The sequence below is a fragment of the Streptococcus suis genome, from assembly GCF_002960425.1.
In the GTDB taxonomy this organism is placed as follows: Bacteria; Bacillota; Bacilli; order Lactobacillales; family Streptococcaceae; genus Streptococcus; species Streptococcus suis_S.
This window is the reverse complement of the sequence record NZ_POIZ01000087.1, coordinates 173,591-188,389: the sequence shown is the minus strand read 5'-3', so window position 1 is coordinate 188,389 and position 14,799 is coordinate 173,591. Positions and strand designations below refer to the sequence as shown.

General features: G+C 39.3%; 18 protein-coding genes. 9 read left to right on the top strand and 9 right to left on the bottom strand.

Features of this window, described 5'->3' with window-relative positions; translation table 11 throughout:
• Positions 1–33 precede the first annotated feature (33 nt).
• The 5 genes from lepB (at position 34) to C1G57_RS10525 (ending at position 4,852) form a co-directional block, all read left to right on the top strand.
• Positions 34–576, top strand: a complete 543-nt coding sequence (lepB, locus tag C1G57_RS10545) for a signal peptidase I (RefSeq protein WP_105114859.1) — start codon at positions 34–36, stop codon at positions 574–576.
• A 184-nt stretch (positions 577–760) separates the two neighbouring features.
• Positions 761–2,572, top strand: a complete 1,812-nt coding sequence (gene glmS, locus C1G57_RS10540) for a glutamine--fructose-6-phosphate transaminase (isomerizing) (RefSeq protein ID WP_105114858.1) — start codon at positions 761–763, stop codon at positions 2,570–2,572.
• Between the two features lie 139 nt (positions 2,573–2,711).
• Positions 2,712–3,353 carry an amino acid ABC transporter permease gene (locus C1G57_RS10535; RefSeq protein ID WP_105114857.1) on the top strand — a complete coding sequence of 214 codons (642 nt, stop codon included), beginning with the start codon at positions 2,712–2,714 and terminating at the stop codon, positions 3,351–3,353.
• Between the two features lie 9 nt (positions 3,354–3,362).
• The gene (locus tag C1G57_RS10530; RefSeq protein WP_105114856.1) at positions 3,363–3,995 is read left to right on the top strand and encodes an amino acid ABC transporter ATP-binding protein; all 633 of its coding nucleotides are present in this window, start codon (positions 3,363–3,365) and stop codon (positions 3,993–3,995) included.
• 14 nt (positions 3,996–4,009) lie between these two features.
• Positions 4,010–4,852 carry an amino acid ABC transporter substrate-binding protein gene (locus C1G57_RS10525; RefSeq protein WP_161941155.1) on the top strand — a complete coding sequence of 281 codons (843 nt, stop codon included), beginning with the start codon at positions 4,010–4,012 and terminating at the stop codon, positions 4,850–4,852.
• 274 nt (positions 4,853–5,126) lie between these two features.
• Here the strand turns inward: C1G57_RS10525 and C1G57_RS10520 are convergent, their stop codons facing one another.
• Genes C1G57_RS10520 through C1G57_RS10510 form a run of 3 tightly spaced genes read right to left on the bottom strand, consistent with a single transcriptional unit; the run spans position 5,127 to position 7,599 of the window.
• Positions 5,127–6,317, bottom strand: coding sequence for a cation diffusion facilitator family transporter (locus C1G57_RS10520; protein ID WP_105114855.1), 1,191 nt, complete (start codon positions 6,315–6,317; stop codon positions 5,127–5,129).
• Between the two features lie 58 nt (positions 6,318–6,375).
• Positions 6,376–6,837, bottom strand: a complete 462-nt coding sequence (locus C1G57_RS10515) for a threonine/serine exporter family protein (RefSeq protein ID WP_105114854.1) — start codon at positions 6,835–6,837, stop codon at positions 6,376–6,378.
• A 3-nt stretch (positions 6,838–6,840) separates the two neighbouring features.
• Positions 6,841–7,599, bottom strand: a complete 759-nt coding sequence (locus C1G57_RS10510) for a threonine/serine exporter family protein (protein ID WP_105114853.1) — start codon at positions 7,597–7,599, stop codon at positions 6,841–6,843.
• Between the two features lie 154 nt (positions 7,600–7,753).
• On the opposite strand from C1G57_RS10510, the gene C1G57_RS10505 reads away from it, so the two are divergent.
• Both C1G57_RS10505 and C1G57_RS10500 read left to right on the top strand, forming a co-directional pair.
• Positions 7,754–8,206, top strand: a complete 453-nt coding sequence (locus C1G57_RS10505; protein WP_105114852.1) for a MarR family winged helix-turn-helix transcriptional regulator — start codon at positions 7,754–7,756, stop codon at positions 8,204–8,206.
• A gap of 4 nt (positions 8,207–8,210) precedes the next feature.
• Positions 8,211–8,570 carry a DUF1304 domain-containing protein gene (locus C1G57_RS10500; protein WP_105114851.1) on the top strand — a complete coding sequence of 120 codons (360 nt, stop codon included), beginning with the start codon at positions 8,211–8,213 and terminating at the stop codon, positions 8,568–8,570.
• 35 nt (positions 8,571–8,605) lie between these two features.
• Here C1G57_RS10500 and C1G57_RS10495 read toward each other — a convergent pair whose 3' ends face one another.
• From C1G57_RS10495 to C1G57_RS10470, 6 genes are all read right to left on the bottom strand, one after another.
• Positions 8,606–9,460, bottom strand: a complete 855-nt coding sequence (locus tag C1G57_RS10495; protein WP_105114850.1) for a DUF4097 family beta strand repeat-containing protein — start codon at positions 9,458–9,460, stop codon at positions 8,606–8,608.
• Positions 9,447–10,025 (bottom strand): DUF1700 domain-containing protein, encoded by a 579-nt coding sequence (locus tag C1G57_RS10490; RefSeq protein WP_105114849.1) that lies wholly within the window; start codon positions 10,023–10,025, stop codon positions 9,447–9,449. The genes C1G57_RS10495 and C1G57_RS10490 overlap by 14 nt, the downstream gene beginning before the upstream one ends.
• 11 nt (positions 10,026–10,036) lie before the next feature.
• Positions 10,037–11,149: a DUF4097 family beta strand repeat-containing protein gene (locus C1G57_RS10485; protein ID WP_105114848.1), complete on the bottom strand. Its 1,113-nt coding sequence runs from the start codon at positions 11,147–11,149 to the stop codon at positions 10,037–10,039.
• The gene (locus C1G57_RS10480) at positions 11,146–11,463 is read right to left on the bottom strand and encodes a PadR family transcriptional regulator (protein WP_105114847.1); all 318 of its coding nucleotides are present in this window, start codon (positions 11,461–11,463) and stop codon (positions 11,146–11,148) included. The genes C1G57_RS10485 and C1G57_RS10480 overlap by 4 nt, the downstream gene beginning before the upstream one ends.
• A 323-nt stretch (positions 11,464–11,786) precedes the next feature.
• Entirely contained in the window at positions 11,787–12,863 is a 1,077-nt protein-coding gene (locus tag C1G57_RS10475) for a sensor histidine kinase (RefSeq protein ID WP_105114846.1), read from the bottom strand.
• Positions 12,848–13,519, bottom strand: coding sequence for a response regulator transcription factor (locus C1G57_RS10470; protein WP_105114845.1), 672 nt, complete (start codon positions 13,517–13,519; stop codon positions 12,848–12,850). The genes C1G57_RS10475 and C1G57_RS10470 overlap by 16 nt, the downstream gene beginning before the upstream one ends.
• A 293-nt stretch (positions 13,520–13,812) precedes the next feature.
• Between C1G57_RS10470 and C1G57_RS10465 the strand changes: the two genes are divergently transcribed.
• Positions 13,813–14,094, top strand: a complete 282-nt coding sequence (locus tag C1G57_RS10465) for a lasso peptide biosynthesis B2 protein (protein WP_105114844.1) — start codon at positions 13,813–13,815, stop codon at positions 14,092–14,094.
• Positions 14,091–14,798, top strand: a complete 708-nt coding sequence (locus tag C1G57_RS10460) for an ABC transporter ATP-binding protein (protein WP_105114843.1) — start codon at positions 14,091–14,093, stop codon at positions 14,796–14,798. Before C1G57_RS10465 ends, C1G57_RS10460 begins: the two co-directional genes overlap by 4 nt.
• Position 14,799 lies beyond the last annotated feature (1 nt).

The following is a 14,799-nucleotide window of genomic DNA, read 5'->3' as shown; positions in this document are numbered from 1 at the left end:
GTTTATGGTATAATAGTATTGATTGGAGAGATTATGGTAAAGAGAGATTTAGTAAAGCAGATAAGTTTGGTCATTCTGTTGATTTTGGGATTGATTGGTTTGAGAGTATGGTTTTTTGAACCAGTAACCATCACATCCCAGATGGCAAATGACTATATTAAAGAAGGCGACTTTATTGTAACTGTTCGCAAGGCTGACTTAACACATGGGGATTTCGTTCTCTATAGGCATGAAGGTAAAGAATATGTCAGTCGTATTATTGCCATAGAAGACGAAACAGTTACATATATGGATGATGTCTTATATAAAAACGATGTGATTGTTGCAGAGAATTATTTGCATACTCCGTCTTCTCAAGAGAGTTATACAGAAGATTTCAATCTGACAACCTTGACTGGTGGCCAACATATCAGTATTCCCAAAAAGCATTATCTGGTTCTGAACGACGTTCGGACAAATAGACAGGACAGCCGTAGCTTTGGTTTAATTGCTGAAAAAGATATTATTGGGCGACTGACCTTCCGTTTAAGTCCCCTCTCAGAATTTGGTTTTATTAAGACAGGACTGGTCCAGTAGGGCTGGTCTTTTTTCAATCAATTTTCTGGTTTATTTTCAAAATCTGACTAGACCAATTTTTTTCTTGACAATAGATATGACTTGTTATATACTGATTTCACTGGTCTTTTTCTGGAAAAAGTTGACTAGACCAATTTATGAAAAAATGAAAGCCGATGTTAAGAAACATCGTAGGTGAAATGATATGTGTGGAATCGTTGGGGTTGTTGGAAATACAAACGCAACTGATATTTTAATTCAAGGACTTGAAAAATTAGAATACCGTGGCTATGATTCAGCAGGTATTTTCGTAACAGGTGGGGAGCAGGCTCACTTGGTAAAAGCAGTAGGTCGCATTGCAGAATTGTCTGCAAAAGTTGGCGATAAGACTGAAGGGACAACAGGGATCGGTCATACTCGTTGGGCGACTCACGGTAAACCAACTGAGAACAACGCTCATCCACATACTTCTCAAACTGCTGGACATATCCTTGTTCATAACGGTGTGATTGAAAACTATGCGGAAATCAAAGAGGAATATCTTGCAGGTCATGACTTGAAAGGTCAGACGGACACAGAGATTGCTGTACACTTGATTGGTCAATTTGCTGAGGAAGGCTTGTCTACTTTGGAAGCCTTCAAAAAAGCTCTTCATATCATCCAAGGTTCATACGCCTTTGCCTTGATTGATGCTAATGATGCAGATACTATTTACGTTGCCAAAAATAAATCGCCACTTTTGATTGGATTGGGTGATGGCTATAACATGGTCTGCTCAGATGCCATGGCGATGATTCGTGAAACAAGTGAATATATGGAAATCCATGACAAAGAATTGGTTATCGTGAAGAAAGATAGTGTAGAAGTTATGGACTATAATGGTAATGCTATTGAGCGTGGCAGCTATACTGCTGAACTTGATTTGTCAGACATCGGTAAAGGCACTTATCCGTACTATATGCTCAAGGAAATTGACGAGCAACCAACTGTTATGCGTAAATTGATTAGCGCATACACAAACGAAGAAGGTCAAGTGACAGTTGATGCGGATATTATCAAGGCGGTACAAGAAGCTGACCGTATCTATATCTTGGCTGCTGGAACATCTTACCACGCAGGATTTGCCGCTAAAGATTTCTTGGAGAAGTTGACCGATACACCAGTAGAATTGGGCATCTCTTCTGAGTGGGGCTACAACATGCCACTCTTGAGCAAGAAACCTCTCTTTGTCATGATCAGCCAGTCTGGTGAAACAGCTGATAGCCGTCAGGTATTGGTGAAAGCAAATGAAATGGGCATCCCAAGCTTGACTGTGACCAACGTTCCAGGTTCTACCCTATCACGTGAGGCAACTTACACCATGTTGCTCCATGCAGGTCCAGAAATTGCGGTAGCTTCTACAAAAGCCTACACTGCACAGATTGCGACATTGGCAATCTTGGCTAAGGCTGTCGGTGATGCCAATGGCAATGCCTACGCGAAAGAATTTGACTTGGTACATGAATTGTCCATCGTAGCTCAATCTATTGAGGCCAGCTTATCAGAAAAAGATGTGATTGCTGAAAAAGTTGAAAAACTCTTATCAACCACTCGCAACGCATTTTATATCGGTCGTGGTAGTGACTACTACGTTTCTATGGAAGCCAGCTTGAAATTGAAAGAAATTTCATACATCCAATGTGAAGGCTTTGCGGCAGGTGAATTGAAACACGGTACCATTTCATTGATTGAAGACGGTGTTCCTGTCTTGGCCTTGATTTCAAATCATCCACACCTTGCAAGCCATACTCGAGGCAATATTCAGGAAGTAGTGGCGCGTGGTGCCAATGTCTTAACAATCGTAGATGAAGCAGTAGCTAAGGAAGAAGATGACATCACTGTCACAACTGTTCATCCATTCTTGTCAGCCATTGCTATGGTTGTTCCGACACAGTTGATTGCCTACTATGCAACATTGCAACGTGGCTTGGATGTCGATAAGCCTCGTAACTTGGCAAAATCCGTAACAGTTGAATAATGTAAAAGGTCGTTTATCGGCCTTTTTTTGCAAGATTATGCAGAAAAAATGAAAAAATATTTAAAAATATAAAAAATTCTTTGAAATACATGAAATTTTCTGCTATACTAGAACCTAATCATTCTTTTAGGAGAAGACTATGGATTATGTTTTGGAAGTTCTGCCCAGTTTATTAAATGGCGCGATGGTTTCCCTGCAAGTATTTTTTCTAGTATTGCTATTATCCTTGCCTTTGGGTGCAATTCTCGCCTTCTTAATGCAGATGAAGTTCAAACCTTTGCAATGGCTCTTGCATTTTTATGTTTTAATCATGCGTGGGACTCCCTTGCTCTTGCAACTAATTTTTGTTTATTATGTCCTGCCAAGCGTTGGCATTACCTTTGACCGTATGCCAGCTGTTATTCTGGCCTTTACCCTCAACTATGCGGCCTATTTCTCTGAAATTTTCCGTGGTGGTATTGAGGCAATTCCAAAAGGTCAGTATGAAGCCGCTAAGGTCTTGAAATTTACACCTGTTCAGACCATTCGTTATATTGTCTTGCCACAGGTCGTGAAAATTGTCCTACCAAGTGTTTTCAATGAAGTCATGACCTTAGTCAAGGATACATCACTGGTCTATGCCTTGGGTGTCAGCGATCTATTGCTTGCCAGCCGTACAGCAGCAAACCGTGATGCTAGCTTAGCCCCTATGTTTATCGCTGGAGCTATTTATCTCTTGATGATTGGTGCTGTAACCCTTGTTTCTAAGCAGGTAGAAAAGAAATTTGACTATTATAGATAGGAGGAAGTCATGTTAGAACTACGCAATCTATCCAAACGATTTGATAATAAACAGATTTTCTCCGACTATGATTTGGTCATTCCAGAGGGGAAAATCGTTGCCATCGTTGGTCAATCTGGCGGTGGTAAGACAACTCTTTTACGGATGTTGGCTGGTTTGGAAACCATTGATTCCGGAACCCTGATTTACAATGGTCAGGAACTGCCACTTGAGGAGTTGGGAAAACGACATCTGCTGGGCTTTGTCTTCCAAGACTTCCAGCTTTTCCCACACCTATCCGTTTTGGAAAACTTGGTTCTCTCTCCTATGAAAACGCAGAATATGACGCGTTCAGAGGCGGAAGACAAGGCCCTTAAACTCTTGGATACTCTTGGCCTAGCTAACCACGCTACTGCCTATCCGTTTTCACTGTCGGGTGGACAAAAGCAACGTGTGGCTTTGGCGCGTGCTATGATGATTGATCCTGAGATTATCGGCTATGACGAACCAACCTCTGCCCTAGATCCTGAATTGAGAAAAGAAGTAGAAAAACTCATTCTTGAAAATAGGGCTACTGGAATCACGCAAATTGTGGTCACCCACGATATGCAGTTTGCTGAAAATATCGCAGATGAAATCATCAAAATTGAACCGAAACACTAAGAAAAGGAACAAATATGATGATGAATATGAAGAAAATGATGCTTGGAGCTGCGGCTCTTGTAACGACTTTTGCCCTTGCTGCTTGTGGCTCAAGCCAGTCAACGACCAAGTCTGATAATTGGTCAACTTACGAATCTGAAAAGTCAATCACAATCGGGTTTGACAAGACTTTTGTCCCTATGGGATTTGAAGAAACAGACGGTAGCTATACTGGATTTGATATTGACTTGGCAACAGCGGTATTTGAAAAATATGGTATTGCTGTTGAGTGGCAGCCAATTGACTGGGATTTGAAAGAAACTGAGTTGAACAATGGTAACATTGATTTAATCTGGAATGGTTATTCTGTTACGGATGAGCGTAAGGAAAAGGTTCTCTTCACAGATCCTTACATGGATAATCAACAAGTCTTGGTGACAAAAAAATCTTCTAATATCAGTCAAGTGTCTGATATGAAAGATAAGATTTTGGGGGCACAAGCTGGTTCTTCAGGTTATTCAGTCTTTGAATCACAACCAGCCATTTTGAAAGATATTGTGCAAAACAATGACGCCAGTCAATATGCAACGTTTAATGAAGCTTTGATTGACTTGAAAAATGACCGTATCGATGGTCTCTTGATTGACCGAGTATATGCCAATTACTACTTGCAACAAGAGGGAATCATCGCAGATTACAACATTATTGATGCTGGATTTGAAAATGAGACTTTCGCAGTCGGTGCTCGTAAGTCAGATACGACACTGGTTGAAAACATCAATAAAGCCTTTACAGAATTATATAGCGATGGAACCTTCCAAGAAATTTCTCAAAAATGGTTTGGTGAAGATGTTGCTACAGATTCTGTGAAGAACTAAAAGATTTTAATACTCTTCGAAAATCAAAAAGCAGACGTTGTTGACTTGATTTGATGTGTGGAAAGCTCCAGTGGAGGTTTCCAGCCTGTCACTTGACAATAATAAAGTGACAGAGTTCTATCTGCAACAAATTGACACGAACGTTGTTCGCTCTATTTCCAACCTCCAAAGGTTCCCCAAACCTTTGGAGCTAGTCTGCTTTTGATTTTCATTGAGTATACAAAGAGCCATGTGCTCTTTTTCTATGTTCAAATGAAAAGCCTGGTCTATCTGACTAGGCTTTTTTTGATATTTGATGGAAGATGACTGTCCAGTTTTCGTGACGTCGCCAGAGGGATGTGTGGACATAGTCACCGATTTCAAAGGTGACCAGTTTGGATTTCTGGCTGATAGAGGTCATCTGGTAATTGGATAGGTAGGTGGATTGTATAGGATGGGCTTGGAGCATTTCAATTTTATTAAGGTAGCGCCCCTTGGCATCAATCAGTAAGTAATTCTCATCAATCAGGTCTTCATAGCCAACTTCATGCGCTTGGATTTCGGATTCGAAGCGGTAGAGTTTGTCAAAGACGTGTTCAAAGATTTCGTCATGAGGGATTTCAGAAGGTTCGACATGGATATCTACATCAAAAACACCGTATTTCAGTGTAAGGAGTTGTTCTACCTGTTCGGTAATTTCATGGCTTTCGTAGACGGACAAATCGGGGTTCATTTCCAATACAATATCCAGATAGATGTTGGCACCATAGGTTCTGCCACGTTGTGATTTGACGGCAACCACTTTGGGCAATTTGAGAATATCTTCTTCGTATTTGTGGAGGAGCTCTTCATCAAAGCCGTCTGATAAGGTAAAGAAACTTTCCATGAATATATCGTAGGCTGTTTTTAAGATGAAGAAGGTAATGACAACAGCAGCGATTTTATCGACGATGGGGAAATTGAAGGCAGCTGCGATGATGGCAACGGATGTTCCGATAGAGGTCACGGCATCAGATAGGTTATCTTTTGCAGCAGCTTCTAAGGCTTTTGAATGAACTCTCTTAGCCAGTGATTTGTTATAAAGATAAACGCCAATCATAACAAGGGCTGAGAAAATCCCAACTATAGCACCAGTCATATCAATCTCGACAGGCTGGTTGCTCATGATTTTGATGAAAGTAGAATAGAGAACTTGAAACCCAACCACGAACATGATAAAGGATGTAATCAGGCTGGCCAAGTCTTCCATTTTCCAATGTCCAAATTTATGGTCTGTATCAGCTGGTTTTTGAGCCATTCGCAGTCCGATAAGGACAGCTACATTGCCGATAATATCCGAAATATTGTTAAAGGCATCGGCGGTCAAAGCGTCCGAATGGAAGATGTGGCCCGCAGCCAACTTAATTCCAGAGAGGATAATGTAGGCTGAAATGGAAATGATGGCACCACGCTCGGCAAGTTTTAAATTCTGAATTTGTTGGTTCATAGCTCCTCCTAAACATATTCATTTATTCTAACAAAAAGTCTACCCAGTTTCAAGAAACTTAGATAGACTTTTCTGGTGATGATTTCGTTTGCAGATAGCGGTAGAGTTGCAGCAAGACTGTTCCGCTGGCCATGCCGATTGGGATGACTAAGGCTAATGTGAGAACAGTGGTGGTATTGACCAAGGCTTCTTTGTAACTTCCAGATACAAACTGTGTCGTTGTCAGATAGGCTCTGTAGCCTGGGACAAGAGGTGCTAGGATGGCCAGTGAAAAAATAACTGATGGTGTTTTGAGGACGATGCTCATGATTTGGCTGATGCAAGAACCGATTATAGCAGCAATAAAGGTTGCAATGACAACATTTGTCGGACCGAGGAGGAGTAGGTAGAGTAGCCAGACAACCATACCTAATATGCCTCCGGGAATCAGCAATTGTTTTTGGACATTAAGAACGATAAGAAAGGCAACGATCGCAATATATGAAGCCACAGCCTGTAAGAAAAAATGAAGTAGATTCATAATTCACCCCACAATCAATAGTGCAACAGTTGTTCCTGCTCCTAAAGAGAGGATGACAAGCAGTGTTTGAAAAATCTTTGTCAAGCCGGTATTGAGGTGATTGGTCATCAAATCTCTAACGGCATTTGTAAATGCTATACCAGGAACAAAGGGCATGACCGCACCAGCATTGATCATATTAGGATTAAGGGCTAGATCTGTATAATTTGCCAGTAGCAAAGCTAGGAGAGAGAAGACCAAGGCACCTACAAATTTAGATACAAATTCGATTCCGATTAGACGGTCAATCAGGAGGGAGCAGGGGAAGGCGACAAGGGTTACAAAAGCGGTTGCGACAGCCTCCAAAGGATTACCACCTACCATGATAGTAAAAAATGGTGCAGCTAGGACAGCAGCTAGAATGGTTTGAAGTTGAGTATAGGGGAGGGGTTGGTTGCGAATAGAAGTTAATTCTTCTAGTGCTCGTTTTAAGCTGACCTGTCCAGCGGTTAAGGAGCGTGAAACCTGGTTGACCTGACAGACTTTTTGCATATCGTGCACTGGGTTGACAATCCGTTTCATCCGAGAGATGTTCGTATGGTCAATGGAAAAGAAGATGGCAGCAGGAATAGCCAAAACGTTGACTGCTTCAATCCCTTGTGATTTAGCAATACGAATCATGGTATCTTCAACACGGTGGATTTCAGCACCGCTTTGTAAGAGAATGGCCCCAGCTAGCATGAGCACATCAATGGCTAAGTTGAGTTCTTTTGATTCTTCCATAGCTTACTTCCTCCCATTGTTTTAGAACTATTATACCAAAACTTGATTTTCATATGAAAAAGTTACACAAAGTTGAGCAAAATTCTTGAAAAATATTCGTTTTCCATTATAATTGATTTATCAACTGTTGATAAATCAACAAAAGGAGAGAAGTATGGAACAACTTTCTCAGTTACTCTACCAAATAAAACTTGCGGATGAGGCTGTGACCAGTTTATTTGAAAAGCAGTTGGGTATTAGTTTGACCCGCTATCAGCTTTTACAGCATTTACTGGAAGATTTTCCTTGTTCCCAGCAGGTTTTACAGGAAAAACTTCAAATTGACCGCGCGGCCATTACCCGTCATCTAAAGGTGTTGGAGGAAAATGGCTATATCAGTAGAGAACGTAATCCTGAAAATCAGCGGGAAATGCTGGTTCAACCCACCCAGCTCGCTTGGAATGATTTACAGGTCCATCCACCAGCCCAGCACCTAGCTGTGAAAGCAGCCATGGCAGACATTTTATCTGAGAGTGAAGAAGAACAGTTGAGCTATCTTCTGGAGAAATTAGTTTCAGGTCTTCAAACCCTCCCAGTTGAAACAGTTATTGAAGAAAAAGGAGAATAAATCTATGTCCATTTTTACAACTATTTTAGCAAGTATCGTAGCTCTTGAGCATCTTTACATCATGTATCTTGAAACCTTTGCAACCCAGTCTGAAAAGACAAGCCAGACATTTGGTATGGATCAAGAAGAATTATCACGTCAATCTGTTTCGGCTTTGTTTAAAAATCAGGGTGTCTATAATGGTCTAGTAGCAATATTTCTTTTTTACGGAATTTTCACAGGCAACCTTGAGATTACGACTATTTTTGTCTTGTTTGTTATTGCTGCAGCTGTGTACGGGGCAATATCTTCCAATCCTAAAATCCTATTAAAACAAGGTGGACCAGCCATCTTGGCCCTGATTTCTATTTTGTTGTTTAAATAAGTTAAAAAGCCTTCCGTGAGGAGGGCTTTTTGCAATTACCGAATAGTCAATTCTCCATCCAGTGTAGAGATGAAGAGGTAATTATTGGCTTGGGTATTGGAATATGCTGGCAGTTCTATTCTGTTATTATTTTGACTGGCATCTATGTAGAGGTCCATTTTTGTTTGTGAATGAAGAGAGATGTCGATTGAGCCATTGTAATTGCTGATGTCATGTCTTCCTTCTAGTTTTAGATTTTCTGCTTTAAAATCCCCATCCTCAATCGTTAGGCTACTGCCAACAGTATTGAAAATGTCTTTCGGACTTGTTAATGTGGAATGATTGATTGTTACATCTCCATTTAGGTGTGATAAATGAGTATAGCTGATGTGACTGTTTTCAATCAACATGTCACCATCTTCTACTGTGAGTTCCAGATTTTGAATGGTCACTTTATCCAGATACAAATCTCCCTGAAGGCTACCTGCGAGTGATTCGATTGTGCTATTTTTTGGGACTTCTAAGACAGGTTGGTGGTAGGCGACATTTTGGTCATTGACAAGATTTAAGATTGGTTCGAGTAAACCATCATAAGAAACGATACCTTGAAATGCACTAGAAATGGTTAACTTTCCATCTTGAACTTGGTGGCTGAGGAGGTCGATGTCTTTATGCTGATTTCGATAGTAGTGGAGGTGGAATTGGTTGTCAGGCGAAGGCATGATGGACAGTCGTTCATTAACTTCTATTTCCCTAATGTCACTAAAACTGGCTGTTTGTGGCTGGAAGTAGTTTTCTGAGACAGTTCTCATATTTGTCCATCCGCCAGCTAGGAAACCGATGAGGCTGAGAATGGCTCCAAGACTGAGCAGGTTCAGAATGATTTTCGTAAATGGTTTAAGCTCTTTCATGATAATCTCCTTTGCGAATGGTTCTTTGTATCCAGTGTAAAACAAACAAGAAGGTTTTGCTTCCAAGGTCTAGAGTGAATTTACTACCCAAGAGGGTGAGTGCCAAACAGACGAGGGCTAGCCCTGTGAAGAGGAGGGAGGAGGACCACGAGAGCGTGAAGAGGTCGAAGGCGAGGAGAAGTTGGGCGATTGCTAGACTGAGGAGGACAATCCAAAGTGATATTAGGAGTAGAAAGGCACTGAGGATGAACAGGAGTAGGGTAATGAAGAGGGCAACTAGGGTGATTGCTAGGGGAATGCCTATTGGTGCGGCAAGGATGGCGAGGATGGTCAACCAGACCATATTACGGGTATTTGGCTTATCTTCCGTCCGCTCTTTTTCGTAGAGGGTCGCTAGAATTTCACTTGCGGCTTCTTTAGGACTGCCCAATTCTTGAATAGCTTCTTCGTCGTTTTCTTTCTCATCGAAAAATTCATTAAAATAGTCCACGGTATCTTGAAAATCTTCTTTTGGCAAATGTTTGAGATGTTTTTCAAGTTTCTGCAAATATTCCTTGCGATTCATAGGAACCTCCTTTATCCTACAGTAAGTTGGCAGTCTTGACAATGGATGGTCAACTGAGCAGGGCTATTTTCTTGCTTGTAGCTGAGATGAGTGGTGTTATCCTCTTTCATCATGGTAAACGCCTTATCCTTTGGAAGTTTGAGGCTAGAATCTTCCTCCCAGATGTCCAAACTGATGTCCGTACTTGGTTTAAAGGTTAGGACAGAATCTTCAGCCTGGCAGTTTAGGCTCTTTTCAAGGACAAAATCCTTCAACTTCCAGACACAATCTTCTAATCTTATCCTTGCTTCTGAAAGGCTCATGCTTGAGAGAGTGATAACAGTATCGCTGGCTTCCAATTTCAACTCATCCAGTCGCCCATCTGAGATAGTGAGTGTAGAGTCCTCTAACCCTAGGGCAGAGCTTGGACAGCTCACTTTCGTCATGCTGATGCTACTATCTTCTGCATTGATGACGAGCTGTTCGCTCGCCTGCACAGCCGCCACCGTCAAACTACTATCTGTCGTTTTCAGATTGAGATTAGTAAGGGGCAGGAGTCTTTTAGGGATTTTGAGAATAGCAGAGCTGGTTTGCTGGTTGGAAAAGTAGAGGTGGTCTGGGAGTGGCTTGCTAGATAGGTACAAACTATCTTGGACTAGTTGATAGTCAAAAGCCTGATAGGACCTCTCTTCAGAAAATGGATTATGCAATACTACCTTGTCACCCTCATAGCTTTGCACACTAAGAGCTTGGTCTTCGAGAACAATCTGTAAGCTTGAAAAATCAGGTAATTCTTCAATCTTTGCCTCCAATTCAATCCTTTCCCTAGCTTGAAAGGCTGAATGTCTGAAATTGTTGAAAAAACCATCCCAGTCAAATTGAAAGTCAAAGTCAAAATCGAAATCAAATGCTTTAGCTGATTGTGAAGTGCTTTGGTCTTCCTTAGCAATGAGGGCATCTTCGGGCAGGTTGGCTATGATTTCCTTTGCAGCTTCTTCAGCTGTTCCGAGTTCGCTAATAGCTGCCAGGTCATCCGCTTTTTCATCGAAATATTCATTGAAGTAATCCAGAGCTTCCTGTCTGGCACTTGGATGGAGTTGAGATAGTGCTTGTTCTAGTTGGTTCAGATAATCTGCGCGTGTCATTTTCGTAGGCTCCCTTCTATAATTCCGTCAATATGGTCTTTGTAGGTATTCCATTCAGCCTGCAGGAAGGGGATGTGTTCACGTCCAGCAGGTGTGATGGTATAGTATTTCCGCTTTCTCCCTTGAAATTCTTGGGTATAGGTGGTAACGTAGCCAGCCTTTTCCAGTTTTTTCAAGATAGGGTAGAGCGTGGACTCCTTTATGTCAGCAACTATCTTGATGGTCTGACTGATTTCGTAGCCATAGGAATCCTGTTTTTCCACAATGGCTAAGACTAGAAATTCTATCAAGATAGAGGATACGGGGTAGTACATAAACTCACCTCTTTATCTTTATGTAAATTATTTATATATAAATTATATACCTATTATTTGCTAAAATCAAGTAATTATATAAAATTTTTATATATTTTTAAAACAAGTAAAAAACAACCCTTCTGTGAGCAGAGGAGTTGCCTGATTTGAATTGATTAGTAAGCCATCATAATAGCATAAAAAAACTATCTTTGTGAACATCCTTTTCGATAAAATTATTGAAAATTAACCGAAAATTAAACATATCCAATTGAGAGCGGGAATCCCTGTTAGAAGGTTAACAGGGAAATCAATGATTCATCAACCATAAGTCTTACAGATATCTAGACTGGAATGTAAATAGTGACAAGAGCACCATTCTCGGAATTACTCAAATTTACTTGTCCTCCATGAATTTTTGCTACCCGCTTAACAAATGCTAATCCAATTCCGAAATGACTTCCTTGCTCTGAATTTGTTGCCTGTTTGTCTTGATAGAATAGTAACCCATATTTCTCTAGTAAATTCTCCGAGAATGAAGAATCGCTATTCCATATGGAAATATAAAATTTATTATCTATTAACTTGTAGTCTACTCTTATTACTGGATAATTACTTTTGGAATGGTCAATCGCATTATTGATAATATTTAGGATAGCTCGTAGGAATAGGTTTAGATTAAGCGTTAAATAGATAGGGATTGGTAGGTTGTTTGAAAATTGAATATTAGCTTTTTTGTCAGTAATTAGCCTAATTTCTTGTTCAAATAATTCAAGTAAGTAATCCGAAGACAAACTCTCCCAATTGGAAGTATCATTATAGAATGTTTTAGAGTAATTGATGAGCTGGTTAAAGTATCTATTAAGTTGTTGGCTGGCAAGTTCGATATCTCCTAAACATTGCCCAATATTTCCAGTAATATCCATAGACTGTAAAAATTGAGCATTTCCTTGAATAACTGTTAAAGGTGTTTTCAGATCATGCGCTGCAGCTGAGACTTGAAACATCAGCTCCTTTTTTTGCTGTTTTTCAGATTGAATCATTTTTTTTATCGTTGACTGCATTTCCTGAATTTTTTGTCTTGTTTCAATCAGTTCAATTAAGGTTAACTTAGCTAGGTCATGTTCATTTGTATCAACCAGTAGACTTTGATTATAAACAATGTTTGTCTCTTGCCTTATCTTTTCTAAAAGATTACTCATATTTTTAGCAATAATAGAAAACAAAATTAGACTAATATAAATCCAAGAAATCGTACTGAAATAGATAGTAAACGCACCTGCATTTTTTTCAGTAATATTAGTAAATGCAGTAAACAACATTGGTAGCAAGTAAAATAGAAAAAGACTAATAAGGAATTGCTTTAATATCTTAAAATATGTCTGTTTAATCAGTTGGTTAAAAGTCAGAGCGTTATCCACTGATAACCACCTCCCCAGATCGTTTTAATTGGATTAATTTCATAAGGTTTTAATTTTTGCCTGATTTGGTATACATACTCTGTAATTGATCGCCCCTGAGTTTCAGAATCATGAGGGTAAAGATAATCAAAGAGTTCGTTATTTGAAAATGTTTTATTTGGATTGCTGGAGAGTAACAAAATTAATTGAAACTCTCTTTTTGTAGTGGGAATATGTATATCCGCAATTCTAAGTTCTTCTTTAATTTTATCAATTGCGAGAGGTCCAAACTGTAGAATATCACTAGAATTGTTATTGCGTACTTCTCTACGGATATGCATCTGTACTCTTGCTACTAGTTCAGGTATGCTGAATGGCTTTGTGATATAGTCATCTGCACCGGACTGTATGCCATATACAATATCCTCTTCTAAATTTTTAGCTGTTAGAAATATGATTGGAACAGGGATAAATTCTCGGATATACTTACAGATTTCAATTCCACTGTGGGGCATCATGATGTCTAAAATAATTAAATCATAGCCGATAAAATGACATATATCAATTTCTGGAATAGCAGTTCGCGTATCGACGACAAAGTTTTTATTCTCTAGAACATTTTGAATGAGTCTTAGAATAGCGGTATCATCATCTATGACTAGGACTTTATATTTCATGATTGCCTCTCCTTTGAAAATATATTCTAATCATATTGTACCATATTTACCCCGGTAATGATATAGGGGTGATAATAATCTAAATAATACAGACTTCTTATGAAAATTAGTATATAGTCTGTTACGTATACCGCTATTATATTACAATGCGATAATCTAGAATCAAAAAAATTACATAGAAATCAGAAATTCTGATATTTTTCTGATAGTTGTTTTGTAGAATATGAAATGTAGATGACGAGTTGTCATCTACCCTAATAGTTACCATTAGGGATTAGGAATTATTCTATAGCATGTTTTCTGAGAGTAGTCCAAAACTCCAAATCAATATATATAGTAAGTTAAATCAATTTGCTCAGGATTTAGCAGGTAAACATAGTTGTCTACAAAGATCCGTTGCAGTTATGCTATGGGGAATAATAGCTAGGCGAACTCCGGATTGGATTTCGGGATTTCAGATATCACCATTTATAGCTCATGCATGGGTAGAAATTGATGGGGTACCAATTGGTGAAGAGATGGATTTATCTAAATTTCAAAAAATTATAATTGTAAAAGGTGGAAAAGATAAATGATACAAATTGAAAAAGTTAGCAAAGGTTTTGGTGGGAAAACAGTTCTTTCAGAAGTTTCGTTTACAGCTAAAGAAGGAGAAGTGACAGCACTTATTGGTCCAAATGGATCTGGTAAATCAACCTTAATAAAAATTCTGCTTGGTTTAATTTCTCCAGATGAAGGTAGAGCGACTTTTGATGGGAAAGTATATGAAGAATTGAGTGACACTCCCTTTACATATGTTGGATCCTTTTTGGATAGTTTTCAACCCAATCCAACAAGGACGGCCTATAGTCACTTGAGGTGGATTGCTTTAACTAGTGGTATAGATAAGCAGAGATGTTTAGAATGTTTAAAAATAGTTGGCCTTCAGGATGTTGGCAATAAAAAGATAAAAGACTACTCTCTTGGGATGAAACAAAGACTGGGGCTGGCTACGGCTATTTTAGCGAATCCTAAAATACTTATTTTGGATGAACCGATTAATGGACTCGATCCAGATGGAATTAGATGGGTTAGAGAGTTTCTAAGAGAATTTGTAAGAGACGATAAAATTGTTTTAATCACAAGCCATTATATGAATGAGTTAGAACTTACGGTTGATAAAATTGTAGGATTATCTAATGGTAAGGTAGTCATTGATGGTAGTAGCAAAGATGTTCTTGAAGAATATGGCTCTTTTGAGGAAGCCTATTTTAAATCTGTTACAAATGAGATGGGGTAAT

Excerpts from the sequence above, each read along its gene's own strand:
- C1G57_RS10520 (WP_105114855.1), bottom strand. The coding sequence starts at position 6,317 with ATGAACCAACAAATTCAGAATTTAAAACTTGCCGAGCGTGGTGCCATC.
- C1G57_RS10470 (WP_105114845.1), bottom strand. The coding sequence starts at position 13,519 with ATGAAATATAAAGTCCTAGTCATAGATGATGATACCGCTATTCTAAGA.
- C1G57_RS10535 (WP_105114857.1), top strand. The coding sequence starts at position 2,712 with ATGGATTATGTTTTGGAAGTTCTGCCCAGTTTATTAAATGGCGCGATG.
- C1G57_RS10490 (WP_105114849.1), bottom strand. The coding sequence starts at position 10,025 with ATGAATCGCAAGGAATATTTGCAGAAACTTGAAAAACATCTCAAACAT.
- C1G57_RS10480 (WP_105114847.1), bottom strand. The coding sequence starts at position 11,463 with ATGTACTACCCCGTATCCTCTATCTTGATAGAATTTCTAGTCTTAGCC.
- C1G57_RS10515 (WP_105114854.1), bottom strand. The coding sequence starts at position 6,837 with ATGAATCTACTTCATTTTTTCTTACAGGCTGTGGCTTCATATATTGCG.
- C1G57_RS10500 (WP_105114851.1), top strand. The coding sequence starts at position 8,211 with ATGTCCATTTTTACAACTATTTTAGCAAGTATCGTAGCTCTTGAGCAT.
- C1G57_RS10460 (WP_105114843.1), top strand. The coding sequence starts at position 14,091 with ATGATACAAATTGAAAAAGTTAGCAAAGGTTTTGGTGGGAAAACAGTT.
- C1G57_RS10505 (WP_105114852.1), top strand. The coding sequence starts at position 7,754 with ATGGAACAACTTTCTCAGTTACTCTACCAAATAAAACTTGCGGATGAG.
- C1G57_RS10530 (WP_105114856.1), top strand. The coding sequence starts at position 3,363 with ATGTTAGAACTACGCAATCTATCCAAACGATTTGATAATAAACAGATT.
- C1G57_RS10485 (WP_105114848.1), bottom strand. The coding sequence starts at position 11,149 with ATGACACGCGCAGATTATCTGAACCAACTAGAACAAGCACTATCTCAA.
- glmS (WP_105114858.1), top strand. The coding sequence starts at position 761 with ATGTGTGGAATCGTTGGGGTTGTTGGAAATACAAACGCAACTGATATT.
- lepB (WP_105114859.1), top strand. The coding sequence starts at position 34 with ATGGTAAAGAGAGATTTAGTAAAGCAGATAAGTTTGGTCATTCTGTTG.
- C1G57_RS10510 (WP_105114853.1), bottom strand. The coding sequence starts at position 7,599 with ATGGAAGAATCAAAAGAACTCAACTTAGCCATTGATGTGCTCATGCTA.
- C1G57_RS10465 (WP_105114844.1), top strand. The coding sequence starts at position 13,813 with ATGTTTTCTGAGAGTAGTCCAAAACTCCAAATCAATATATATAGTAAG.
- C1G57_RS10525 (WP_161941155.1), top strand. The coding sequence starts at position 4,010 with ATGATGATGAATATGAAGAAAATGATGCTTGGAGCTGCGGCTCTTGTA.
- C1G57_RS10495 (WP_105114850.1), bottom strand. The coding sequence starts at position 9,460 with ATGAAAGAGCTTAAACCATTTACGAAAATCATTCTGAACCTGCTCAGT.